General features: G+C 64.8%; 23 protein-coding genes. 10 read left to right on the top strand and 13 right to left on the bottom strand.

The annotated features are described in order from the left end of the window. The first annotated feature begins 91 nt into the window (after nucleotides 1–91). The 3 genes from BRX37_RS12260 to BRX37_RS12250 all read left to right on the top strand — a co-directional run bounded on the left by BRX37_RS12260 (nucleotide 92) and on the right by BRX37_RS12250 (nucleotide 2,474). Nucleotides 92–1,249, top strand: a complete 1,158-nt coding sequence (locus BRX37_RS12260; protein WP_125987288.1) for a DSD1 family PLP-dependent enzyme — start codon at nucleotides 92–94, stop codon at nucleotides 1,247–1,249. Continuing rightward, the gene (locus BRX37_RS12255; protein WP_125987286.1) at nucleotides 1,249–1,635 is read left to right on the top strand and encodes a RidA family protein; all 387 of its coding nucleotides are present in this window, start codon (nucleotides 1,249–1,251) and stop codon (nucleotides 1,633–1,635) included. Before BRX37_RS12260 ends, BRX37_RS12255 begins: the two co-directional genes overlap by 1 nt. A gap of 71 nt (nucleotides 1,636–1,706) precedes the next feature. After that, nucleotides 1,707–2,474, top strand: coding sequence for a ThuA domain-containing protein (locus BRX37_RS12250; RefSeq protein ID WP_125987284.1), 768 nt, complete (start codon nucleotides 1,707–1,709; stop codon nucleotides 2,472–2,474). Between the two features lie 36 nt (nucleotides 2,475–2,510). Here the strand turns inward: BRX37_RS12250 and BRX37_RS12245 are convergent, their stop codons facing one another. Then, nucleotides 2,511–3,812 carry a dicarboxylate/amino acid:cation symporter gene (locus tag BRX37_RS12245; RefSeq protein ID WP_125987282.1) on the bottom strand — a complete coding sequence of 434 codons (1,302 nt, stop codon included), beginning with the start codon at nucleotides 3,810–3,812 and terminating at the stop codon, nucleotides 2,511–2,513. A gap of 194 nt (nucleotides 3,813–4,006) precedes the next feature. On the opposite strand from BRX37_RS12245, the gene BRX37_RS12235 reads away from it, so the two are divergent. Further along, nucleotides 4,007–5,374, top strand: coding sequence for a M20/M25/M40 family metallo-hydrolase (locus BRX37_RS12235; protein WP_318276675.1), 1,368 nt, complete (start codon nucleotides 4,007–4,009; stop codon nucleotides 5,372–5,374). A gap of 118 nt (nucleotides 5,375–5,492) precedes the next feature. On the opposite strand, the gene leuA is transcribed toward BRX37_RS12235, so the two are convergent. The 8 genes from leuA to miaA form a co-directional block, all read right to left on the bottom strand. After that, nucleotides 5,493–7,166 (bottom strand): 2-isopropylmalate synthase, encoded by a 1,674-nt coding sequence (gene leuA / locus BRX37_RS12230; protein ID WP_125987280.1) that lies wholly within the window; start codon nucleotides 7,164–7,166, stop codon nucleotides 5,493–5,495. Nucleotides 7,167–7,395: 229 nt separating this feature from the next. Beyond that, the gene (locus tag BRX37_RS12225; RefSeq protein ID WP_125987278.1) at nucleotides 7,396–8,001 is read right to left on the bottom strand and encodes a YceI family protein; all 606 of its coding nucleotides are present in this window, start codon (nucleotides 7,999–8,001) and stop codon (nucleotides 7,396–7,398) included. A 4-nt stretch (nucleotides 8,002–8,005) separates the two neighbouring features. Next, nucleotides 8,006–8,626 (bottom strand): YceI family protein, encoded by a 621-nt coding sequence (locus tag BRX37_RS12220; RefSeq protein ID WP_125987276.1) that lies wholly within the window; start codon nucleotides 8,624–8,626, stop codon nucleotides 8,006–8,008. 115 nt (nucleotides 8,627–8,741) lie between these two features. After that, nucleotides 8,742–9,761 (bottom strand): ketol-acid reductoisomerase, encoded by a 1,020-nt coding sequence (ilvC, locus tag BRX37_RS12215; protein WP_004211826.1) that lies wholly within the window; start codon nucleotides 9,759–9,761, stop codon nucleotides 8,742–8,744. A 184-nt stretch (nucleotides 9,762–9,945) separates the two neighbouring features. After that, a complete protein-coding gene (gene ilvN / locus BRX37_RS12210; protein ID WP_004211828.1) occupies nucleotides 9,946–10,461 on the bottom strand; it encodes an acetolactate synthase small subunit in 516 nt (171 codons plus the stop codon). After that, complete coding sequence (locus BRX37_RS12205) at nucleotides 10,461–10,808, bottom strand: hypothetical protein (RefSeq protein ID WP_010337168.1); 348 nt, start codon at nucleotides 10,806–10,808, stop codon at nucleotides 10,461–10,463. The genes ilvN and BRX37_RS12205 overlap by 1 nt, the downstream gene beginning before the upstream one ends. Continuing rightward, nucleotides 10,805–12,556, bottom strand: a complete 1,752-nt coding sequence (locus tag BRX37_RS12200) for an acetolactate synthase 3 large subunit (RefSeq protein WP_125987274.1) — start codon at nucleotides 12,554–12,556, stop codon at nucleotides 10,805–10,807. The genes BRX37_RS12205 and BRX37_RS12200 overlap by 4 nt, the downstream gene beginning before the upstream one ends. Nucleotides 12,557–12,660: 104 nt before the next feature. Then, nucleotides 12,661–13,605: a tRNA (adenosine(37)-N6)-dimethylallyltransferase MiaA gene (miaA, locus tag BRX37_RS12195; RefSeq protein ID WP_125987272.1), complete on the bottom strand. Its 945-nt coding sequence runs from the start codon at nucleotides 13,603–13,605 to the stop codon at nucleotides 12,661–12,663. On the opposite strand from miaA, the gene serB reads away from it, so the two are divergent. The 3 genes from serB to BRX37_RS12180 all read left to right on the top strand — a co-directional run bounded on the left by serB (nucleotide 13,604) and on the right by BRX37_RS12180 (nucleotide 16,462). Then, the gene (gene serB, locus BRX37_RS12190; protein WP_125987270.1) at nucleotides 13,604–14,482 is read left to right on the top strand and encodes a phosphoserine phosphatase SerB; all 879 of its coding nucleotides are present in this window, start codon (nucleotides 13,604–13,606) and stop codon (nucleotides 14,480–14,482) included. The two genes, miaA and serB, sit on opposite strands and share 2 nt — an antisense overlap. A gap of 160 nt (nucleotides 14,483–14,642) precedes the next feature. After that, nucleotides 14,643–14,900: a hypothetical protein gene (locus tag BRX37_RS12185; RefSeq protein WP_125987268.1), complete on the top strand. Its 258-nt coding sequence runs from the start codon at nucleotides 14,643–14,645 to the stop codon at nucleotides 14,898–14,900. A gap of 68 nt (nucleotides 14,901–14,968) precedes the next feature. Continuing rightward, nucleotides 14,969–16,462: a L,D-transpeptidase family protein gene (locus BRX37_RS12180; protein ID WP_125987266.1), complete on the top strand. Its 1,494-nt coding sequence runs from the start codon at nucleotides 14,969–14,971 to the stop codon at nucleotides 16,460–16,462. 52 nt (nucleotides 16,463–16,514) lie between these two features. On the opposite strand, the gene BRX37_RS12175 is transcribed toward BRX37_RS12180, so the two are convergent. After that, a complete protein-coding gene (locus tag BRX37_RS12175) occupies nucleotides 16,515–17,279 on the bottom strand; it encodes a MauE/DoxX family redox-associated membrane protein (RefSeq protein ID WP_125987264.1) in 765 nt (254 codons plus the stop codon). A 67-nt stretch (nucleotides 17,280–17,346) separates the two neighbouring features. Here BRX37_RS12175 and BRX37_RS12170 point away from each other — a divergent pair, with 67 nt between their 5' ends. Next, nucleotides 17,347–17,754 (top strand): MerR family transcriptional regulator, encoded by a 408-nt coding sequence (locus BRX37_RS12170; RefSeq protein WP_125987262.1) that lies wholly within the window; start codon nucleotides 17,347–17,349, stop codon nucleotides 17,752–17,754. On the opposite strand, the gene BRX37_RS12165 is transcribed toward BRX37_RS12170, so the two are convergent. The 3 genes from BRX37_RS12165 to BRX37_RS12155 form a co-directional block, all read right to left on the bottom strand. Beyond that, complete coding sequence (locus tag BRX37_RS12165) at nucleotides 17,736–17,900, bottom strand: hypothetical protein (RefSeq protein ID WP_004211842.1); 165 nt, start codon at nucleotides 17,898–17,900, stop codon at nucleotides 17,736–17,738. The genes BRX37_RS12170 and BRX37_RS12165 overlap by 19 nt on opposite strands. A gap of 299 nt (nucleotides 17,901–18,199) precedes the next feature. Next, nucleotides 18,200–18,673 carry a Holliday junction resolvase RuvX gene (ruvX, locus tag BRX37_RS12160; protein ID WP_004211843.1) on the bottom strand — a complete coding sequence of 158 codons (474 nt, stop codon included), beginning with the start codon at nucleotides 18,671–18,673 and terminating at the stop codon, nucleotides 18,200–18,202. Between the two features lie 5 nt (nucleotides 18,674–18,678). Then, nucleotides 18,679–19,803, bottom strand: a complete 1,125-nt coding sequence (locus BRX37_RS12155; RefSeq protein ID WP_037520979.1) for a DUF3089 domain-containing protein — start codon at nucleotides 19,801–19,803, stop codon at nucleotides 18,679–18,681. A 186-nt stretch (nucleotides 19,804–19,989) separates the two neighbouring features. Between BRX37_RS12155 and gatC the strand changes: the two genes are divergently transcribed. Together gatC and gatA are read left to right on the top strand one after the other, a co-directional pair. After that, nucleotides 19,990–20,277, top strand: coding sequence for an Asp-tRNA(Asn)/Glu-tRNA(Gln) amidotransferase subunit GatC (gatC, locus tag BRX37_RS12150; protein WP_004211845.1), 288 nt, complete (start codon nucleotides 19,990–19,992; stop codon nucleotides 20,275–20,277). Next, on the top strand, nucleotides 20,277–21,761 hold the full coding sequence (gatA, locus tag BRX37_RS12145; RefSeq protein WP_125987260.1) for an Asp-tRNA(Asn)/Glu-tRNA(Gln) amidotransferase subunit GatA: 1,485 nt from the start codon (nucleotides 20,277–20,279) through the stop codon (nucleotides 21,759–21,761). The genes gatC and gatA overlap by 1 nt, the downstream gene beginning before the upstream one ends.

Raw genomic sequence — 21,761 nt, 5'->3', positions numbered from 1 at the left:
GCGGCGGAGGAGGAAAAATTGCCGAAATCCGTCGAGCCCGTTGAAAAGCCGCCGCATCTCGGCAATCTGCGGGTCAGCAACGGAGCCTCTTATGTCTGCCCTTTCCGATGAACTGTCCTCCCTCGATAGCTTGCCGACGCCGTGCCTGGTGCTGGATGCCGACCGGATGGATCGCAACATTACGCGGCTGCGCGCGCATCTGGACGGGCTGGGCGTGGGGATGCGGCCGCATCTCAAGACCGCCAAGTCGGTCGAGGTCGCGCAGCGGCTGATGCCGACGCCGCAGGGGCCGGCGACGGTATCGACCCTGCAGGAGGCGCGCCGCTTTGCGGCGGCCGGGGTGCAGGACATTCTTTATGCGGTCGGTATCAGCCCGGCCAAGTTGCCCGAGATACTGGCGCTGCGGGCGCAGGGCGTGGACCTGGCGATCGTGCTGGATTCGGTCGAGCAGGCGGAGGCGGTCGCGGCCGCATCGCGCGCGGCCGGCACGGCCATTCCGGCGTTGATCGAGATTGATTGCGACGGCCATCGGTCGGGCGTGCAGCCCGGCGATGCGGCGCGGTTGCGGGCGATCGGCGCGGCGCTGGCGCAGGGCGGCGCATTGCGCGGCGTGATGACTCATGCCGGCGGCAGCTATGGCGCGCGCGGCGCGGCGGAACTGCGCGCCTGCGCCGATGCCGAGCGGGATGCCGTGCTGGCGGCGGCGCGGACCTTGAAAGAGGCGGGACATGATTGCCCGGTGATCAGCGTCGGATCGACCCCGACCGCGCATCATGCCACGGACCTGAGCGGCGTGACCGAGGTGCGCGCCGGCGTCTTCGTCTTCTTCGATCTGGTGATGGCCGGGATCGGCATCTGTTCGGTGGACGACATCGCCCTGTCGGTGCTGGCGACGGTGATCGGGCATCAGCGGGACAAGGGCTGGATCTTGGTCGATGCCGGCTGGATGGCGATGTCGCGCGATCGCGGCACGGCGAAACAGGATGTCGATCAGGGCTATGGCCTGGTCTGCGACCGGGACGGGCGGCCCTATGGCGATCTGGTCCTGGTCGATGCCAATCAGGAACATGGCATCATCGCGCTGCGGCCGGGGGCATCGGGCGCGCTGCCGGACCTGGCGGTGGGTGATCGGGTGCGGATATTGCCCAATCATGCCTGTGCCACCGGGGCGCAGCATGATCGCTATCATGTGGTGCGGGGCGGCAGCGATGCGGTGGAAGCGGTCTGGCCGCGATTTGGAGGATGGTGATGGACGTGACGCGGATCGAGACCGACAAGGCGCCGGCACCCGCCGGCCATTATGCGCAGGCGACGATTGCGAATGGCTTTATCTTCGTGTCGGGGCAATTGCCGGTGGTGGCGGGGCAGGGGCCGCGCAGCGACCTGTCGTTCGAGGATCAGGCGCGGCTGGCGATCGGCAATATGCTGGCGATCCTGGCAGAGGCAGGATGCGGGACGGAGCGGATCGCGCGCGTCACCGCCTATATCGTCGGCGTCGAGAACTGGCCGCGTTTCAACGCCATTTATGCGCAGATGCTGGGCGACGCCCGGCCGGCGCGCACGGTGGTGCCCGCGCCCGAACTTCATCATGAATGCCTGGTCGAAGTGGACGCGATCGGCCTGCTACCGGGCTGATTACGACCATGGGAGCGCTATCTTTCCGTCGCCGCCTGCCCTAGCGATAGGCGAGCGAAGGAGACAGGCGGATGAGAAACAAGGCCGGGGCGCTGATCACCCTGCTGGCGCTGTCGGTGCCCGCAGCGGTGCAGGCGGAGGACCAGTATAAGCTGCTCGTCCTCGCCATCCCGAACAAATATCATTATGAATATATCCCGATCGCGCGCGACAGCCTGGAGCATCTGGGCAAGCTGCATGATTTCAGCTTCACCTGGGCCAACAACACCTCGGTCTTTGACGGCGATCTCAGCCAATATGCGGCGGTGATGTTCCTCAACACGCCGGGCGAGGAACTGAACCCGGCCCAGCGCGCCAGGTTCGAGGCCTATATGCGGGCGGGCGGCAATGCCATCGTCGTGCATCGCGCGCTCATCACGCCGCCGGGCGAATGGGCCTGGTACGAGAAGATGGTCGGGCGCAGCTTCGTCATCCATCCGATGGTGCAGACGGCGGTGGTGACGCCGACCGACAAGGGATTTCCCGCCACCTATGGCCTGCCCGATCGCTGGGTCTGGACCGACGAATATTATGTCACCGCCAACCCCTATAAGGTGACGATCCATCCGGTGCTGAATGTCGAGGAAAGCAGCTACGACCCGACCAAAATCTGGCCGGGGCAGGTGGCGAAACCGATGGGGCGGGAGCATCCCGTCGCCTGGTATCATGCTTATGAGAAGGGGCGGGTGTTCGTCACCACGCTGGGCCATAATGGCGAGATGTATCGCGATCAGCGCTATCTCGACCATCTGATGGGCGGCATCTATTGGACGGCGACCGGGCGCGGCCAACTGCCCTGACGGCGGCGCGGAACGCCCGCGCCGCCCGGTTTTCGATCAGGCGGCGACCAGTTCGCCTTCGCCATAATAGGCGCTCTCGTCGAGAATGCCCTCGCGCTTGGCGACGATCACGCCGACCAGCACCTGGCCCGCGACGTTGACGGCGGTGCGGCCCATGTCGAGGATCGGGTCAATCGCCAGCAGCAGGCCGGCGCCTTCGAGCGGCAGGCCCAGCGTCGAGAGGGTGAGGGTCAGCATCACGATCGCGCCGGTCAGGCCGGCGGTCGCGGCCGAGCCGATGACCGAGACGAAGACGATCAGCACATAGTCGATGAAGTGCAGCGGGATGCCATAGAAGCCCGCGACGAAGATCGCCGCCAGTGCCGGATAGATGGAGGCGCAGCCATCCATCTTGGTGGTCGAGGCGAGCGGGATCGCGAAGGCGGCATAGCCCTTGTCGACACCCAGCCGCTCGGTCACGGTCTCGGTCACTGGCAGGGTGCCGACCGACGAGCGCGAGACGAAGGCGAGCTGGATTGCCGGCCAAGCCTTGGCGAAGAAGGGGCCGGGTTTCAGGCCATTGGCGATCAGCAGCAGCGGGTAGACGACCAGCAGGACGAGGCCGAGGCCAAGGTAGATGGCGGCGGTGAAGGTGCCGAGCTGCGCCAGTGCGCTCCAGCCATAGGTGGCGATCGCGGTGCCGATCAGCGCGGCCGAGCCGATCGGCGTCAGGCGGATGACCCAACCCAGGATCGCTCGGACGACGGCGAGCAGCGAGCGGACGAAGGACAGGAAGGGCTCCGCCTTGTCGCCGACCTTGAGCGTGGCAAGGCCGACCGCGATCGAGATGACCAGCAACTGCAGGATGTTGAACGAGATGCTGGTGCTGGCGCTGCCGTCGCTGATCTTGGTGCCGGCCGACAGGGCCAGGCTGTTGCCGGGCACCAGCCCCTTGAGGAAATCGAGCCAGCCGCCGACGCTATCCGCCTTGCCCATGGCGAGCGCGGTGCCGTGCAGGCCCGCGCCCGGCTGCACGATCAGGCCGATGGCGAGGCCGATGCTGACAGCTATCAGCGCGGTGATCGCGAACCAGAGCAGGGTCTGGCCGGCAAGACGGGCGGCATTGTCGAGCGCGCGCAGATTGGCGATCGACGCGACGATCGCGGCGAACACCAATGGCGGCACGATCGCCTTCAGGAGCGAGACGAAGATCGATCCGACCGTCTTGAGCGTGGTCGCGAGCCAGTTGAGGTCGCCATCGGGGCCTGCGCCGATCTGGCGCGCGACGAGACCGAGGGCAAGGCCCACGACCATGCCGAGCAGAACCTGGAAGCCGAAGCTGCGATAATTGAGGGCCATGATGGCATTTTTCCTTTGGACGACCGGCGCGCTATATCGGATGGCATCTGTCCGATTGCGCGCAAGCAATTCTTTCAAGGGGTTCAGTGCGGATAAGGTGGCCCTCTTTCCGCGCGCCGTTCGATCAAACGCATGGAACGGCGCGATCCGCTATGCCACAATCGCTGCTCGGGTCCATCAGGGAGTATAAATATATGCAATTGCGGGGGATATTGCTGGCGGGGGTGGTGCTGGCAATGCCGATCGGGGCGCAGGCGGCGGCGGACGCTGGTGCGGCCAAGGAGATATTGAAGCGATCGGTCGCGTTCAAGACGGTCGAGGGCGCGGGGCAGGTGCCGGCGCTCGCGGCCTATTATGCGTCGGTGCTCAAGCAGGCGGGCTTTGCCGATGCCGATATCGTCATCACCCCGATGGGCGAGACCGCGACCCTGGCGGCAACGATCAAGGGGCGCGACCCCAGCCTGAAGCCGATGCTGATGATCGGTCATATGGACGTGGTGGCCGCCAACCGCGCCGACTGGACGCGCGATCCCTTCGTCCCGGTCGAGGAGGATGGCTATATTTTCGGGCGCGGGTCGGAAGATAATAAATATGACGTGGCGATGATGGTCGCGACGCTGGCGCAACTCAAGAAGGAGGGCTGGACCCCGCGCCGCACCGTCATCCTGCTCTTGTCGGGCGACGAAGAGACCAACATGGTCACCACCAAGGCGCTGGCGGCCAAGTACAAGGATGCCGAGCTGTTGCTGAACGGCGATGGCGGCGGCGGTCTGCTCGACGAGACGGGCAAGCCTGTCCTCTACCAGTTGCAGGCGGGCGAGAAGACCTATGCCGATTTCGAGATCGGCTTCACCGATCCGGGCGGCCATTCGAGCGCACCGACGCCGGGCAACCCGATCTATCGGCTGGCCAAGGCGATCGACCGGATCGCGGCCTATCGGTTCCCGCCGATGATCAACGAGTTGACCAAGGCGTCGCTCAGCCTGTCGGCGCAGCGGATCGGTGGCGATGTGGGGGAGGCGATGCGCCTCTATGCCGCGACCCAGGATCCGGCCTCGGCGGAACTATTGTCGAGCCGGCCGGAATTTGTCGGGCAGGTGCGCACCACCTGCGTCGCGACCATGCTGTCGGGCGGTCATGCGCTCAATGCCTTGCCGCAAAGTGCCAAGGTCAGCGTCAATTGCCGGATTTTTCCCGGCGTGAAGATCGACGACGTGAAGGCGCAACTGGTCAAGGTGGTGGATGATCAAAGCGCGACCTTCACCACGCTCAATGACCCGACCGGCAGCGATGCCTCGCCATTGCGCGACGATGTGGTGAAGGCGGTGGCCGCCGCGATCAAGGCGCGCTCGCCCGCGATCACGGTCATGCCGGGCATGTCGGCCGGCGCGACCGACAGCCTCTATTTCCGCGCGCTGGGCGTGCCCAGCTATGGCGTCTCCAGCCTGTTCATGAAGGCCGAGGACGGCTTTGCCCATGGCCTCAATGAACGGGTGCCGGTGGCGGGCATCGCCGCATCACTGGCCCAGTGGGACAGCGTGGTGCGGGCGCTGGCGAAGTAACGGCTATCTTTAATCCGTTCGGGCTGAGCGAAGTCGAAGCCCGACACTGAGCGAAGCGAAGTGGCCTCCCGATGGTCGGCCGTGCCCTTCGACTTCGCTCAGGGCGAACGGATGGATATCAGCCCCGCACAGCCACCGCATTGGCGGCAGAGAGGACGGCCTTGACCGATGCGGTCGCGACGTCGCTGTCGGTGCCGATGCCGAAGACGGTGCGGCCGTCGGCAGTGCGGCATTCGACATAGGCGGCGGCGTTCACGTCGGTGCCGGCGCCGATGGCGTGCTCATTATAGTCAGCGACCTCCAGCACCACGCCCAGTTCGTCGCGCAGCGCGGCCAGCACCGACGAGATGAGGCCGTTGCCGCGACCCGAGATCGAGCGCTCGCCGCCTTCATGGACGATCTTGCCCGTGAAGATGCGATCGCCCGCGCTGCCGCTCTCATGATAGTCGATCAGGCTATAGGCCTGGTCGCCGGTCTGATGATAATAGTCGTCGAACGCGGCCGAGATGTCGGCGGCATTGAGTTCGCGGCTCGACTGGTCGGCCAGCGCCTGCACCACCTTCGAGAAATCGGCCTGCATCCGCTTGGGCAGCTTGTAGCCCTTGTCCTGCTGCAGCACCCAGGCGACGCCGCCCTTGCCCGACTGCGAATTGACGCGGATCACCGCCTCATAGTCGCGACCCAGATCCTTGGGGTCGATCGGCAGATAGGGGACGTTCCAGAACAGGTCGTTGCGCGCTTCCTGCGCGGTAAAGCCCTTCTTGATCGCGTCCTGGTGGCTGCCCGAAAAGGCGGTGAACACCAGCTCGCCGGCATAGGGATGGCGCGGGTGGACGGGCAGCTGGTTGCAATATTCAACGGTCTGGATGACTTCGTCGATGTCGCTGAAGTCCAGTTCCGGGTCGATGCCCTGCGTGTACATGTTGAGGGCGACGGTCACCAGGTCGCAATTGCCGGTGCGCTCGCCATTGCCGAACAGGCAGCCTTCGACGCGGTCGGCGCCCGCCATGATGCCCAGTTCCGCGGCGGCGACGCCGGTGCCCCGGTCATTATGGGTGTGCAGCGAGATCACCACGCTGTCGCGGCGCGAGATGTTGCGGCAGATCCATTCGATCTGGTCGGCATAGATGTTGGGGGTCGCGCACTCGACCGTGGCCGGCAGGTTCAGGATCAGCGGGCGCTCAGGGGTCGGCTGGAGAATGTCCATCACCGCCTCGCAGCATTCCAGGCTGAAATCCAGCTCGGCGGTCGAGAAGGTTTCGGGGCTATATTCGAAATGCCAGTCGGTGTCGGGCATGCGCGCCGCATTGTCGCGCAGCAGCTTGGCGGCGTTGATCGCGATCTGCTTGATTTCGGGGCGTTCCATCTGGAACACGATGTTCCGCCAGGCCGGCGAGATCGCGTTATAGACATGGACGATCGCCTGTTTCGCGCCGCGCAGGCTTTCGAAGGTGGTGGCGATCAGGTCTTCGCGCGCCTGGGTCAGCACCTGGGGCATAACATCGTCGGGGATGGCGCCTTCCTTGACCAGGCCCGAAATGAAGTCGAACTCGGTGGCACCGGCGGCGGGGAAGCCGACCTCGATCTCCTTGACGCCGACCTTGACCAGCAGGTCGAAGAAGCGACGCTTCTTTTCCGCATTCATCGGGTCGATCAGCGACTGGTTGCCGTCGCGCATGTCGGTCGACAGCCAGCGGGGCGCCTTGGTGATGACCTTAGACGGCCATTGGCGATTGGGCAGGTCCACCTGGGGGAAGGGGCGGTATTTCTGCGAAGGATCGGTCAGCATCATGGGATCAAACTACTTCCTGGCTCGGGACGCTATTGCGCGCTCCGGGGTACGACTTGACTGTGATGAATGCCCTTAGGCGGATCGACGCTGCCCTTAGCCGGAAGGCAGCACAAAAGCCACGCCTAAGGGCGTGTAAGTCGTAGCAGGGTAAGAAGCGCGACGCTCTGCATGATGTTGTCCCATAAACGCGGACAGGAGGAGCGTAAAGCCGTTTCTTGCGAAAGGGGCGTCAGGCGCGACGGAAAATTGCGTCGATGGTCAGGTCGACCTTGTCCGACACGAAGGGGCGGCCAAAGCCCATGCCATATTGGCTGCGTTCGACGCTCATGCTGCCGGTGAAGTGAAGGGTAGCGATGCCGGGCGCTTCGTCGGGCGTGACACCGGTCAGCCGGACCGACAGGGCGACCGCGCGGGTCTGGCCGTGCATGGTGAGTTCGCCGGGAATGATCGTCGCGCTGTCGCTGCCGACGAGGGGCGCATCCTGTGCAGTGAAGCGCACGATCGGGAAATGGGCCATGTCGAAAAAGCTGTCGCCTTTCAGCATGGCGTCGGTCGAAGCATCGCCCGTGGTCATCTTCTCGACCGGGAAGCTGATATCGACGTCGGCCCGCTCGGGCCGGGTGGCGTCGATCAGCACCATGCCTTCGGGCTGGGTGAAATCGCCTTCATAGCCGCCGACCAGCGCCTTCACATGGAAGTGGACTTTGGTCGCTGCGCCATCCACCAGATAGCGGCCCGGCGCATAGAGCGCAGGGCCGCCATCCGGACTGGCCACCGCCGGCCCGCACGCGATCAGGCTCAGAAGCAGGATCGCGCGGGCCGGGCGGGGGATCATCGCATCACTTCTGGAAGGCGACGATGATCTTCAGTTCGACATTGTCGCCGACGACGGGGACGAAGCCGCCCATGCCGAAATCGCTGCGCTTGATCGTGCCGGTCGCGACGAAGCCGACATTTTCCTTCTTGTTCATCGGGTTCGCACCGGCGCCATAGAATTCGGCATCCAGCGTTACCGGCTTGGTGATGCCCTTGATGGTCAGGTTGCCGGTGATGTCCGCGCCGGTCGCGCCGTCGGGCTTCACGCCGGTCGACACGAAGGTCGCGGTCGGGAACTTGGCGGCGTCGAAAAATTCGGGCTTGGCGAGATGCTCGTTCAGTGCCGGGATGCCGGTGGTGAGGTTGGCGATCGGCAGGGTGATCGACACCTTCGAAGCCGAGAGATTGGCCTTGTCCAGCGTCAGCGTGCCGGTCGGCTGGGTGATGACGCCCATATTGTTGGTGAAGCCCATATGGTCATAGGCGAAGACGATCTGGGTGTGGCTGGGTTCGACGCTGTAGGTGCCGCCGCTGACCTTGGCGACATCCTTGCTGCCGGGGACGGCCATCGGGGCCTGGGCGATGACGACAGTGCCGCCGGCGACCGCGATCAGGGCAGCGGCAGAGATCAGATATTTGCGCATGGGAAACGCTCTCCAAAAGCATTCAAGGGACGCAGCACAGAATATGCCACGTCCCTCGATTGTTCCAGAGGCGTAACCGGAAACGGATCGTTCCGTTTCCGGTGCGCGAAAGGACTTAGTTCTTGTCCTTGTTGACCAGCTTGTTGGCGCCGATCCAGGGCATCATGGCGCGCAGCTGCGAACCGGTCTTTTCGATCTGGTGGGCGGCGGCCTGCTTGCGGCTGGCCTTCAGCTCCGGCTGACCGGCGCGGTTGTCGAGGATGAAGTCCTTGACGAAGCGGCCCGACTGGATGTCGGCCAGAACGCGCTTCATTTCCTTCTTGGTTTCCTCGGTGATGATGCGCGGGCCGGTCTTGATGTCGCCATATTCGGCGGTGTTCGAGATCGAGTAGCGCATGTCGGCGATGCCGCCTTCATACATCAGGTCGACGATCAGCTTCAACTCGTGCAGGCACTCGAAATAGGCCATTTCCGGGGCATAGCCGGCTTCGACCAGGGTTTCGAAACCGGCCTGGACCAGCGCGGTGGCGCCGCCGCACAGAACGGCCTGCTCGCCGAACAGGTCGGTTTCGCATTCCTCGCGGAAGTTGGTTTCGATGATGCCGCTGCGGCCGCCGCCGACTCCGCTAGCGTAGGACAGGGCGATGTCATGGGCGTTGCCGGTCGCGTCCTGATGGACGGCGATCAGGCAGGGCACGCCGCCGCCGCGCTGATATTCGCCGCGCACGGTGTGGCCGGGGCCCTTGGGCGCGATCATGATGACGTCGATGTCGGCGGGGACTTCGATCAGGCCGAAATGGATGTTCAGGCCATGGGCGAAGGCGAGTGCTGCGCCGGGGCGCAGATTGCCCTTGATGTCGGCTTCATAAATGGCGGCCTGATGCTCGTCGGGCGCCAGGATCATCAGCACGTCGGCCCACTGGGCGGCTTCCTTGTTCGGCAGCACCTTGAAACCGGCGCCTTCGGCCTTCTTGGCGCTGGGCGAACCGGGGCGCAGGGCGATGGCGACTTCGGCAACGCCGGAGTCGCGCAGATTCTGCGCATGGGCGTGGCCCTGCGAACCATAGCCCAGAATGGCGACCTTCTTACCCTTGATCAGGCCGATGTCTGCGTCGCGATCGTAATAAACCTTCATTGTTCGTCTTCCCTTTTCATATCCTGACCCTCTCCCTGGAGGGAGAGGATACGAAGACTTGGGCCGACCGGCCCTAGTCGAAGTTGGTGAGGGGGAACCACCGGGCGTCGGCGCATTTCGCGCCCTCACCCTCCCATCGCTGCGCGATGGGCCCCTCCCTCTCCCGGTGGGAGAGGGGCAGATATCAGGCCGGCTCCTTGCCGCGGATCAGGCCGGCAACGCCGGTGCGACCGACCTCGACCAGGCCGATCTGGCGCATCAGGCCGACGAAATTGTCGATCTTCTCGGTCGTGCCGGTGATCTCGAAGATGAAGCTCTCGATCGTGGTGTCGACCACCTTGGCACGGAACACGTCGGCCAGGCGCAGCGCCTCGATCCGGTCCTCGCCGGTGCCGGCGACCTTGACCAGTGCCAGTTCACGCTCGACGAACGGGCCTGCGTCGGTCAGGTCGGTCACCTTGTGCACCGGCACCAGCCGGTCGAGCTGGGCGATGATCTGGTCGATCACCTTGGGCGGGCCGTTGGTGACGATGGTGATGCGGCTGATCGCATGGTCGTCGGTAATGTCGGCCACGGTCAGGCTGTCGATATTATAGCCGCGCGCGGTGAACAGGCCGGCGATACGGGCCAGGATGCCCGCCTCGTTCGACACCGTCAGCGACAGGACGTGCCGCTCGCTCTGTTCTTCGTGGATATGCATCAGATGCTGTTCCCGTCTTCCATTTCTTCGCGCTCGGGGCGCGGCGAGATCATGCCGATAAAGGCATAGTGCCAATCATCGTCCTGCGGGTGGGCGAGGCGGACGGGGAAGGCCGTCACCGCGTCGAACATCCGCAGGAGATGTTCGCCCACATAGCGTGGGCCGGCCAGCAGCCGATCGACCTGCAGGCCATGATATTCGAACCCGCTATCCAGATGCACTTCCCATTCCTCATTGTCGGGGTCAGCATGGTCGCTGGTCCAGCCGGTGAGTTCGGTCGTGCCTGTGATCCGTTCGAAATCCCAGGGTTCGGTCACGAAAATGCGGACCTTGGCGGGGGTGGTCACACCAGTGCCTTTGCCTCGTCCGACATGACGCCTTCGATCTGGTTGGGATCGAGCAGCATTTCGGTATGGGCCGCACCCGACGGGATCATCGGGAAGCAGTTGGACAGCTTTGCCACGCGGCAGTCGACGATCACGGGACCGTCGGTTTCCAGCATCTGGCGGATGCCGGCCTCCAGTTCCTGCGGCCCTTCGATGCGGATGCCGGTCCAGCCATAGGCTTCGCCCAGCTTCACGAAGTCGGGCAGGCTGTCCGAATAGCTGTTGGAATAGCGGCTTTCATAGGTCAGTTCCTGCCACTGGCGGACCATGCCCATATATTCATTGTTCAGGATGAAGATCTTCACCGGTAGCCGATACTGGCTGGCCGTCCCCATTTCCTGGATGTTCATCTGGATCGAGGCGTCGCCGGCGATGCAGATGCTGATGCTGTCGGGATTGCCCATCTGCGCGCCGATGGCGGCGGGGAAGCCATAGCCCATCGTGCCCAGGCCGCCCGAGGTCAGCCACTTGTTCGGTTCTTCAAAACCGAAATGCTGGGCCGCCCACATCTGATGCTGGCCGACTTCGGTGGTGATGATGATGTCCTTGCCGGTCGCGCGGGTCGCCTTGTAGAGGTCCGCGATCGCCTTTTGCGGCATGATCTCGCTGCCGCTTTCGGGGTAGGACAGGCTCTTCTTGGCACGCCATTCGGCAATCCGCGCCCACCAGCCCGACAGGTCCGCCTTTTCATGGCCGCGCTGCTTCCACAGGGCGATCATGTCTTCCAGCGCGCTGCCGACATCGGCGACGACCGCGACATCGACGTCGACGATCTTGTTGATCGAACTGCGGTCGATATCGATATGCACCTTGCGGCTGTTGGGCGCGAAAGCGTCCAGCCGGCCGGTGACGCGATCGTCGAAACGCGCGCCGATGCACAGGATCAGGTCCGCCTGGTTCATCGCCCAATTGGCTTCATAGGTGCCGTGCATGCCCAGCATGCCGACCCACTGGTCGGACGAAGCGGGGAAGGCACCCAGGCCCATCAGGGTCGAGGTGACGGGCGCGCCGGTCATCGCTGCCAGTTCGCGCAGCAGGGCGCTGGCCTGCGGACCCGAATTGATGACGCCGCCGCCGGTGTAGAAGATCGGCCGTTCCGCCGCGGCCAGCATCTCGACCGCCGCGTCGATCGCGGCGGCATCCGCCTTGGTCTGCGGATGATAGCTGGCATGGACCTTGAGTTCCGGCCGGGCATAGGGCGCGGTCGCGATCTGGACATTCTTGGGAATGTCGACGACGACCGGGCCGGGGCGGCCGGTGGTGGCGATATGGAACGCCTCATGGACGACGCCGGCCAGCTTGGCCGGATCCTTCACCAGATAATTATGCTTGGTGCAGTGGCGCGTGATGCCGACCGTGTCCGCTTCCTGGAAGGCGTCGGTGCCGATCAGTTGCGTGGGCACCTGACCCGTGATGACGATCATCGGGATCGAATCCAGCAGCGCGTCGGTGATACCGGTGACGGCATTTGTCGCGCCCGGACCGGAGGTGACCAGGACGACGCCCGGCTTGCCGGTCGAACGGGCATAGCCCTCCGCCATGTGGGTCGCGCCCTGCTCGTGGCGCACTAGGACATGCTTGATCGTGGGGTGATTATAGAGCGCGTCATAGATGGGCAGCACGGCGCCGCCCGGATAGCCGAACACAACTTCGACGCCCAGATCAACCAGGCACTCGACCAAAATGTCCGCGCCGCTCTTTTCGGCCACGATGAAACTCCTCTTTTTTAAGATGCTGGCTCGCGGGTCTGCGCCGTCGCGCCCGCATTGGCAAGGCGCCAGCGTCTAGAGGACATAAAATGCGTGGTCAATCCCTATTGTTGTAATTTAATTGCTAATTCATTGGCAATTTCAGCATCAATCGATCTCTTTTCGCGGTGCCAGTCCTGCGGCGGCTGGTTGGAGAACCAGGTATATTGGCGTTTGGCATATTGGCGCGTGGCGAGTTGGCCACGGGCCATCATCGTGTCACGATCGATGTCACCTTTGAGCCAGGCGGCGATTTCCGGCACGCCGATCGCGCGCATCACTGGCAGGTCGGGATTGAGGTTGCGGGGCAACAACGCCTCCACCTCGGCAACGGCACCCTGATCGACCATCAGCTCGAACCGCCGGTCGCACCGTTCGATCAACCAGTCGCGCGGCGGCAGCAGGATTATCGGGGACAGGCTGATCCGGTCGGCGATGCCGCCCTGCTTGTGCTGCTGCCATATCTTCAGCGGCTTGCCGGTCGATCGCACCACTTCCAGCGCGCGGGCAACGCGGGTGGTGTCGGCCGGGGCGAGGCGGGCGGCGGCCTCCGGGTCTTCGCTGCGCAATGCTTCATGCGCCTGCGTCACCGGCATGGCGCGGACGGCGGCGCGGATATCGGCGTCGATTTCCGGCACCGGCGCGATACCGTCGAGCAAGGTCCGTATATAAAGGCCGGTGCCGCCGACCAGCACGGGCAGCTTGCCGGCTTGATGGGCGGCGTCGATCTCCGCCCTGGCCTCGGCGGCCCAGCGCGCGGCGGAGCAGGCTTCCGCTCCGTCGATATGGCCGAACAGGCGATGCGGCACGCCGCCCATTTCCTCTTGCGACGGGCGGGCGGACAGGATCGCCAGGTCGGCATATACCTGGCTGGCATCGGCATTGATGACGATGCCGTCGGCGATCTGGGCCAGGCGGACGGCGAGCGCGCTCTTGCCGCTGGCGGTCGGCCCGGCAATAAGCGCGACCGGTGGGCGGGATTCGCCCGGCATATGTGCGGGAGTGTTCATGTTCGTCGCGACCTTAGTGGCAGTTGAGACCCTGAAACAGGCGGATATTGCCGAAGCGGCCGGACGGCTGGCCTCTGCCGGCTGCGCCCCGGTCGATAGCGTCTGGCTGGACGAGGGCAAGGCGGCCGATATTTTCTTCGGCAGCGATCCCGTCACCGCGCGCGCTGCGCTCACCGACATTGGCGATCGGGTCGACGTGATCGTGCAGATGGCGCAGGGCCGCGAGAAGAAGCTGCTGATCGCCGACATGGATTCGACCATGATCACGGTCGAGTGCATCGATGAACTGGCCGACTATGCCGGGATCAAGCCGCAGATCGCCGAGATCACCGAACGGGCGATGCGCGGCGAGCTGGATTTCGAAGGCGCGCTGCATGGCCGCGTCGCCCTGCTGAAAGGCCTGCCCGACAGCGCGATCGACCAATGCCGCGAGGAGCGGGTGGTGATCATGGGCGGTGCGCGCGAACTGGTGCGTACGATGAAGGCGCGTGGTGCTCGGACGCTGCTCGTGTCGGGTGGCTTCACCCGCTTCACCGGGCCGGTGGCGGCGGAAATCGGCTTCGACGTCCATGTCGCTAATGTACTGGAAATCGCCGATGGCGCGCTGCTTGGCACCGTTACCGTGCCGATCGTCGATGCCGCGCGCAAGCGCACCGAACTGGAGGCCGCGATCGACGGCGGGATTGACCGTGCGCTGACGCTGGCGGTGGGCGATGGCGCCAATGACATTCCGATGATCGAGGGGGCGGGGCTGGGCGTCGCCTATCATGCCAAGCCCAAGACCCGCGCAGCGGCAGCGGCCGAGATCGTCCATGGCGACCTGTCGGTGCTGCTCTATGCGCAGGGTATCGCTTCCGCCGACTGGGTCCGCGACTGATCCTATATGCTCAACAGCTGGGCGCGCTTGAGGCACGTCCTGCCGTCATTGCACAAGGGTAATGGATTCCATTTCGCCCCTGAACCGTTGTCGTCGCACTGCATCCCGGCAGTGGGTCCAATTGGCGTCGCGACAGGATCGTGGCGCACAGGGAGATGGTATGAAAATCCAGACAATGGCGCTGGTCGCCGGTAGCCTGCTGGCGCTGAGCGCCTGCTCGAAAAATGATGCGCCGGTGACCAGCGCGCCGCCGCTGGGGCCGGGCGCGATTGCCGGCACGGTGGCCGCAGACCGCAACGGCGATGGCTATGTCGACGGCTATTACACGTCGGATGGCATCTATCACCCGATCCAGGGGCCGCCCTGTCCGCCCCCGCCGCCGCCGCCGGCGCCGCCCCGTTCCGGAGAACGCGGCTGAGCAACCTTCCTTTCCGGGCGCGGCATACCCGCCGCGCCCCCCGACATCCTGTTTCCCTGATCCTCGCCATGCTGATCGCCGGTTCCGCGCCGGGGATGGCGGCTGCGCAGCCGGTCGCCAGCGACACGGCTGCGCGGTCGAGCGTGGCTGCTGAAATCCGGTCGGCGGCAAGCGGCAAGCTGCGCGATTTCTATGGCACCCGTGGCTATTGGCCGCTGTGGAGCGACAAGGGCAAGGTCCGCGCCGAACCGGCGCAAGCGCTGCTGACGCTGCTCGGCAGTGCCGATCAGGACGGGCTGCGATCGCGCGACTATGATGCCAGGGGATTGTTACGGGCGATCAAGGAGGCCGATGCCTCGGGCGACCCCAAGGCGTTGGCGCGGGTCGATGTCGCCCTGTCGAAGGCGCTGGCCACCTATGTCGCCGATGTGCGCCGCCCGTCCAAGGCGGTGAAGATGCGCTATCTCGACCCCGAGGTGGAGCCGCAGGCTCCCGATGCGGCGGAGGTGCTGCGCGCGGCGGCGGTCGCGCCGTCGCTGGCCACCTATGTCGAGAAGGCGGGCTGGATGAGCCCGCTCTACATGAAGCTGCGCGCGGCGAGCGGTGCTTATGCAACGCGCTGGGGCGGCCTGCCGGCGGTGAACGTGCCGACCGACGTCAAGCTGCGGCCGGGCGGATCGAGTGGCGAGATCGCGATCCTGCGCCATCGGCTGGGGCTGCCCGACGGGGTCGATTATGACAAGGCGCTGGCGGCCAAGGTCAAGCTGTTCCAGGCCGATCACGGGCTGGATGCCGACGGCATTGCCGGCGCGCAGACGATCGAGGCGCTCAATCGTGGACCGGGCCATTATGCCCGGATATTGACGCTCAATCTGGAGCGGGCGCGGCTGCTGCCCGGCCCATGGGTGCGGCATGTCGAGGTCGATGCGGCATCGGCGCGGCTCTATTATTATAGCGGCGGCGAATTGGACGGATCGATGAAGGTCGTGGCCGGCGCCAAGGAAAGCCAGACGCCGATGATGGCGGGCATGATCCGCTATGCGACGCTCAATCCCTATTGGAATGTCCCGCCCGACCTGGTCGAGCGCAAGATCGCCCCCAAGATACTGGACGGGGCGACGCTCAGGAAGATGCGCTATGAGGCGCTGAGCGACTGGACCGCCGACGCGCAGACGCTGAACCAGAGCGAGATCGACTGGCAGGCGGTGGCAGCGGGGCAGCGCGAATTGCGCGTGCGCCAGTTGCCGGGCGGCAATAATGCCATGGGGAAGATCAAGTTCATGTTCCCCAATGACCTGGGCATCTATCTGCACGACACACCTGACCGGGCTTTGTTCGCCAAGCCGGTGCGCCATTTCAGCAATGGCTGCGTCCGGCTGGAGGATGCACAGCGTCTGGGGCGCTGGTTCTTCGGCAAGACGCCGACCGCAGAGAGCGACGCACCCGAACAATATGTGCCGCTGCCCCGGCCGGTGCCGGTCTATCTTACCTATCTGACGGTGGTGCCGACGGCGGACGGGGTGCAGTTCCTGCCCGACGACTATGGACGGGACGGGGAGTAGTCTCCCCGTCCAACCGGCTCAATGGATGCCGGCAACCATCCGCGTTGTTGGATCAGTGGATGCCTGCCAGCATCCACAGGGCCATGGCGACCATCATGACATTCTCGGTCAGCGAGACGAAGCCGAGCGGCACGTTGCTGCTGCCGCCGACGCAGGCGCATTTGAGTTCGCGCTTCTCGATATAGACTGCCTTGAACACCGATGTCGCGCCGATGCCGCCGATGAACAGGGCGACCGGGATCGACAGCCAGGGGGCAAGGCCGGTCAGCATCAGCGCGCCCGCGCCCAGTTCCAGGAAGGGATAGATGCGGCCATAAGGAATGACGCGGCGCGCGAGCAGGTCGTAGTTCAGGAACATGGTCGCAAACCGCTCCACATCCTGCAGCTTCAGCATGGCAAGCAGCATCATGGCGATGGCGATGAACCGTTCGAGCGTCAGCAGGCCGACCAGCGGCGCCAAGGTTAGCCAGTTGATCGCCAGCGCCAGCAGTGCGGCGACGGCGAAGACGGCGAGGACGGGCACATAGCTGGTCGCGCCGGGCACCGTCACCTTGAGCCCCAGGAAGCGGCGCAAATCGTCATGGCCGCCGATCCGCCGGCCATCGATGAAGATTTGCGGCGTCGTTTTCACGTCATGCTGCGCCTTGAAGGCGTCGGTCTCGGCCCGGCTGGTAAGGGCATGATCCTCGACCCGATAGCCATGGCGGCGCAGCAGCCAGCGCGCCTTGAGGCCATAGGGACAGACATGGCCGGGCATCACCATACGGTAGAGCTGGGCCGTCTTTTCCGGGGCCGGATTACCCGAGGCTGGGGACATTGCATCATCCTTGTTTACGCTGCGATACCCCTCATATAGGGTCTGTACCATGGTACGGAGTCAAGGCATGAGCATGACAATTTCCGCGCTGGCCCGCGCGGGCGATGTCGGGGTGGAGACGGTGCGCTTCTACCAGCGGCGCGGCCTGCTGGATGCGCCCGATCGGCCGGAGGGCAGCGTGCGCCGCTATGGCGAGGGCGACGTGCGGCGGCTGCGCTTCATCCGGTCGGCGCAGGCGGCGGGCTTCACGCTGGAACAGATTGGCGAACTGCTGCAGCTCGATGTCGGGCAGGATCGTAAACGGGCGCGCGAGCTGGCGGCCGATCGGATCGCGGCGCTGGATGTGAAGATCGCGGAACTGGAGGCGGCGCGGGCGGCGCTGACGCGGCTGGCCCGGCAATGCCATGCCTCCGATGAAGGGCCGTGCCCGATCATCGCGGCGTTCGAGGACGGCGCTCAGACGTCCTGCGTCTGATCGTCCTGCTTCTGCGCCATCTGCCGGCGCGACATTTCCCGACGCACCGAGTAGCTGGTGGGATCACGGCGAAAATGGTCGCGCATCATGCGCCGCTGTTCGCTGATGATGTGCCAGATATCTTCCGGACTCTTGCCTTCGGTCATTGATCCGTCCGCCCTTTTCCGTTCGACTGCAGGGCAGGGAATATCGCTTTCGCACCGATCAATCCGTGAGCGCGATCACGTAAACGGCGCTTTAACGCTGTTACTTCAGATATATGCAACTCCGGCAGCGCGTGCGTGACAGGGTAAATGTTGGAAATCGCGCGCTTAACTTCGCACATTTCCCGCACATTCTGACATTATGTTGCGTTCCGCTGATCCTATCGGAAAGCGGCGTGGGGTCAGGATGGGAAAGAGCCGCCGGGAATGTAGCCGGGCGGCACGCTGTAGGACAGGCGTGCCTATTCCAGCCCGGCGACGAGGCCGTCGATCGCGCCCTGAAGGATGTAGCTGGCGGCGAGTTTGTCGACCAGTTCGTCGCGGCGGGCGCGGCTGGCGTCGGCCTCCAGCAGGGTGCGGGTGACGGCCTGGGTCGACCAGCGCTCGTCCCACAGCAGCACCGGCAGGCCGATGTCCGCGACATTATGGGCGAAGGCTCGGCTGGCCTGGCTGCGCGGGCTGTTGGTGCCGTCGAGATTGAGCGGCAGGCCGATGACGATGCCCTTGACCTGTTGCTGTGCCATGAAGGCTTCGAGCGCCGGCTTGTCCTTGCTGAACTTGCCGCGATTGACGGTGTAGGCGGGACTTGCGATCGACCATTGGGCGTCGCACAGGGCTAGGCCGATCGTCTTCGTGCCCACATCCATGCCGATCAGGCGGCCACCCTCGGGCAGGGCTGCGCGAAATTCCGCGCGGTCAGTCGTGACAAGTTTCATGTATCTCAGTGCGTCTTGGTAAAGGCCGCTAGTCGCTGGCGGGCGTCGTCGCGCACATTGCCCCAGAACAGGCTATAATCATAGACGTGATAATTATTGCCGGGCAGCGTGTAGGGGCCCATGTCGACCGGCTCGCCGATCATCAGCACGCCGCTGGTGTCGCAGCGGGCAGGGACGATGCCGGCGACCAGATGAGCGGGCTTGTCGGCGGCGCGGGCGTCGAGCGTGCCGATATTGGCGCTGGCGGGCGCATTGCCGTTGAAGGTGCCGGTGATCGGATTGGTGCAGAGCATGTGCGTGCCCTTGCGCGGCTGGCCATTGAGGCCCTGCTTGCGCTCGAAGCTTTCGACCACGGCGGACGGATCGGCCGGTTCGGCATAGCTTTGCCAGCTGACGATGCAGTGTGATTGATCCCGCTTGGCGCAGGCGGGGAAGCCCAATGCAGGCAGGTCCGCCTCGACCGAGATCGGCCAGCCCACGGCATAGATGGCGGCGATCCGGTCGGCGACCGGCTTGCCCGCCACCTGTTCGCGCACCAGTTGCAGCAGGTGGCGTGACCCCTGGCTGTGGCCAGCGAGGATCAGCGGGCCGGTGGGATTGGCCTTGAGAAAGGCGGCGAAGGCCTGGGTCACGTCGCGATAGGCGGCGGCGAGCGCCTGGTCGCCCTCCGCTCCGGTGGTGAGGAAGGCGCCATAATTGGCCTGGCGATAGCGCGGTGCCCAGACATTGCCGGCGGCGCTGAAGGCACTGGCCTGGCTCAGCACGAAGCGGCGCGCGGTCGCGTTGCTTTCGGCATCGTCCAGCGGCGCGTTCCAATGGGCATTGCCAAGCGGCGTCACATAGCTGGTCGGGTGGATGAAGAAGACGGCGGCCTTCTGCGCGGGCGGCGCAAGCTTGGCCGCGCCCTGCGGCGTCCAGAGCGCGGGATTGTCCTTGCTCAGGTCAGGGCGGGCGATCCACATTTTCGGATCGTCATAGGCGTTGGCGGGCAGGGGCTGGAGCGGCTGGAACGCTTCGCGCGGGACCATCACCGCCCGCATGATCTGCATCCCCCAGATGCGATAGGCGAGCAGCATCGCAAGCACCAGCACGACCAGGCCGGCGACGACATAGAGGAATTTGCGGGCCACTTGCTCTCGTCTCCATCCCTGTGCGGGGATCGCCCCGCCTTCGTGCGGCCTGTCTGGCCCATGCGCGGCAGTCATGCAAGATGGGGGCATGCAAGATGGGGGCATGCAAGATGGGCGCATGCAAGATGGCAGATGGTGCAGCAGGACACTTGAAGCGGACTGGTGCGGGTGCTAGCGGCTTGGCCCATGTCGATAGACCTTCAGACCGTGAAAAAGATCGCCAGCCTTTCGCGCATTTCGGTGACGGATGCGGAAGCGGAAGCCATGGTGCCCGAACTCAACAATATCCTTGGCTGGGTGGAACAGCTGGGCGAGGTGGACGTGACCGGCGTGCAGCCGATGACGGCCGTCATCCCCAACCATCAACGCCTGCGCGACGATGTCGTCACTGATGGCAATGTGCGTGACAAGGTGCTGGCCAATGCGCCGCAGGCCGAACATGGCTTCTTCGCGGTGCCCAAGGTGATCGAATAATGACCAATCTGACTGATCTGACGGTCGCGGAAATCCGCGACGGCTTCCGCGCGGGCGATTTTTCGGCGCGTGAAGTGGCCGAGGGCTTCAACGCCAATGTCGCCGCTGCCAAGGCGCTGAACGCCTTCATCGTCGAGACGCCCGAAAAGGCGCTGGCAGCGGCCGACGCCGCCGACAAGGCCAAGGCCGCCGGCGAGACACTGGGCGCACTGGCCGGCGTGCCGATCGGCATGAAGGACCTGTTCTGCACCGAAGGCACCCAGACCACCGCCGCGTCGCACATGCTGGAAGGCTTCGTGCCGACCTATGAATCGACCGTGTCGGGCAAGCTGTGGGCGGCCGGCGCGGGCATGCTGGGCAAGCTCAACCTCGACCAGTTCGCCATGGGTTCGTCCAACGAGACCAGTTACTATGGCAATGTGATCTCGCCCTGGCGGCGCGGCGGCGGCGATAATGCCGCACTGGCGCCCGGCGGTTCGTCGGGCGGTTCCTCCTCGGCCATTTCCGCGCGGCTCTGCCCGGCGGCGACCGGGACCGACACTGGTGGCTCGATCCGCCAACCTGCCGCCTTCACCGGCATCAGCGGCATCAAGCCAACCTATGGCCGCTGCTCGCGCTTCGGCATCGTCGCCTTCGCCAGTTCGCTGGACCAGGCCGGGCCGATGGCGCGCACCGTGCGCGACAATGCGATCCTGCTGGAAGTCATGTCGGGCTTCGACCCCAAGGATTCGACTTCGTTGGATCTGGCCGTGCCGCAGTGGGAAGCCAATTTGTCGAGCGATCTCAAGGGCAAGAAGGTCGGTATTCCCAAGGAATATCGCCCCGATGGCCTGAACGCCGAAATCTCCGCCATGTGGGATCGCGGCATCGAATGGCTCAAGGACGCCGGCGCCGAAGTGGTCGAAGTGTCGCTGCCGCATACCAAATATGCGCTGCCGACCTATTATATCATCGCGCCTGCCGAAGCCTCGTCGAACCTCGCCCGCTATGACGGCGTGCGTTATGGCCAGCGCGACCTGCCCGATGGCGCAGGTTTGCAGGACATGTATGCCGCGACCCGCGCTGCCGGCTTTGGCCCGGAAGTGAAGCGCCGCATCATGATCGGCACCTATGTGCTGTCGGCCGGCTTCTATGACGCCTATTATACCCAGGCGCAGAAGGTGCGGGCACTGATCGCGCGTGATTTCGAACTGGCGTTCGAAAAGTGCGACCTGCTGCTGACGCCGACCGCGCCGAGCGCCTCCTTCGCGCTGGGCGAGAAGCAGGCCGATCCGCTGGCCATGTATCTGAACGACGTCTTCACCGTGCCGGCCTCGCTGGCCGGGCTGCCGGCGATGGCGATTCCGGGCGGGCTGGATTCGGTCGGTCTTCCGATCGGCCTGCAGGTGATCGGCAAGGCGCTGGACGAACAGACCGTGCTGAACGCATCGCTCGCAATTGAAGAACGCGCTGGCTTCAGCGCACGCCCGGACAAGTGGTGGTAA

Origin of the sequence: Sphingomonas sp. S-NIH.Pt3_0716 (genome assembly GCF_003950715.1) — a bacterium.
GTDB classification, from domain to species: Bacteria; Pseudomonadota; Alphaproteobacteria; order Sphingomonadales; family Sphingomonadaceae; genus Sphingobium; species Sphingobium yanoikuyae_A.
The sequence above is the reverse complement of the archived record's forward strand: the minus strand, read 5'-3'. Positions and strand labels throughout refer to the sequence as shown.

Excerpts from the sequence above, each read along its gene's own strand:
- BRX37_RS12175 (WP_125987264.1), bottom strand. The coding sequence starts at position 17,279 with ATGTCCCCAGCCTCGGGTAATCCGGCCCCGGAAAAGACGGCCCAGCTC.
- BRX37_RS12170 (WP_125987262.1), top strand. The coding sequence starts at position 17,347 with ATGAGCATGACAATTTCCGCGCTGGCCCGCGCGGGCGATGTCGGGGTG.
- ilvN (WP_004211828.1), bottom strand. The coding sequence starts at position 10,461 with ATGCATATCCACGAAGAACAGAGCGAGCGGCACGTCCTGTCGCTGACG.
- BRX37_RS12250 (WP_125987284.1), top strand. The coding sequence starts at position 1,707 with ATGAGAAACAAGGCCGGGGCGCTGATCACCCTGCTGGCGCTGTCGGTG.
- ruvX (WP_004211843.1), bottom strand. The coding sequence starts at position 18,673 with ATGAAACTTGTCACGACTGACCGCGCGGAATTTCGCGCAGCCCTGCCC.
- gatA (WP_125987260.1), top strand. The coding sequence starts at position 20,277 with ATGACCAATCTGACTGATCTGACGGTCGCGGAAATCCGCGACGGCTTC.
- BRX37_RS12245 (WP_125987282.1), bottom strand. The coding sequence starts at position 3,812 with ATGGCCCTCAATTATCGCAGCTTCGGCTTCCAGGTTCTGCTCGGCATG.
- BRX37_RS12255 (WP_125987286.1), top strand. The coding sequence starts at position 1,249 with ATGGACGTGACGCGGATCGAGACCGACAAGGCGCCGGCACCCGCCGGC.
- BRX37_RS12165 (WP_004211842.1), bottom strand. The coding sequence starts at position 17,900 with ATGACCGAAGGCAAGAGTCCGGAAGATATCTGGCACATCATCAGCGAA.
- BRX37_RS12260 (WP_125987288.1), top strand. The coding sequence starts at position 92 with ATGTCTGCCCTTTCCGATGAACTGTCCTCCCTCGATAGCTTGCCGACG.
- ilvC (WP_004211826.1), bottom strand. The coding sequence starts at position 9,761 with ATGAAGGTTTATTACGATCGCGACGCAGACATCGGCCTGATCAAGGGT.
- BRX37_RS12235 (WP_318276675.1), top strand. The coding sequence starts at position 4,007 with ATGCAATTGCGGGGGATATTGCTGGCGGGGGTGGTGCTGGCAATGCCG.
- BRX37_RS12180 (WP_125987266.1), top strand. The coding sequence starts at position 14,969 with ATGCTGATCGCCGGTTCCGCGCCGGGGATGGCGGCTGCGCAGCCGGTC.
- serB (WP_125987270.1), top strand. The coding sequence starts at position 13,604 with ATGTTCGTCGCGACCTTAGTGGCAGTTGAGACCCTGAAACAGGCGGAT.
- BRX37_RS12185 (WP_125987268.1), top strand. The coding sequence starts at position 14,643 with ATGAAAATCCAGACAATGGCGCTGGTCGCCGGTAGCCTGCTGGCGCTG.
- miaA (WP_125987272.1), bottom strand. The coding sequence starts at position 13,605 with ATGAACACTCCCGCACATATGCCGGGCGAATCCCGCCCACCGGTCGCG.
- BRX37_RS12225 (WP_125987278.1), bottom strand. The coding sequence starts at position 8,001 with ATGATCCCCCGCCCGGCCCGCGCGATCCTGCTTCTGAGCCTGATCGCG.
- leuA (WP_125987280.1), bottom strand. The coding sequence starts at position 7,166 with ATGATGCTGACCGATCCTTCGCAGAAATACCGCCCCTTCCCCCAGGTG.
- gatC (WP_004211845.1), top strand. The coding sequence starts at position 19,990 with ATGTCGATAGACCTTCAGACCGTGAAAAAGATCGCCAGCCTTTCGCGC.
- BRX37_RS12220 (WP_125987276.1), bottom strand. The coding sequence starts at position 8,626 with ATGCGCAAATATCTGATCTCTGCCGCTGCCCTGATCGCGGTCGCCGGC.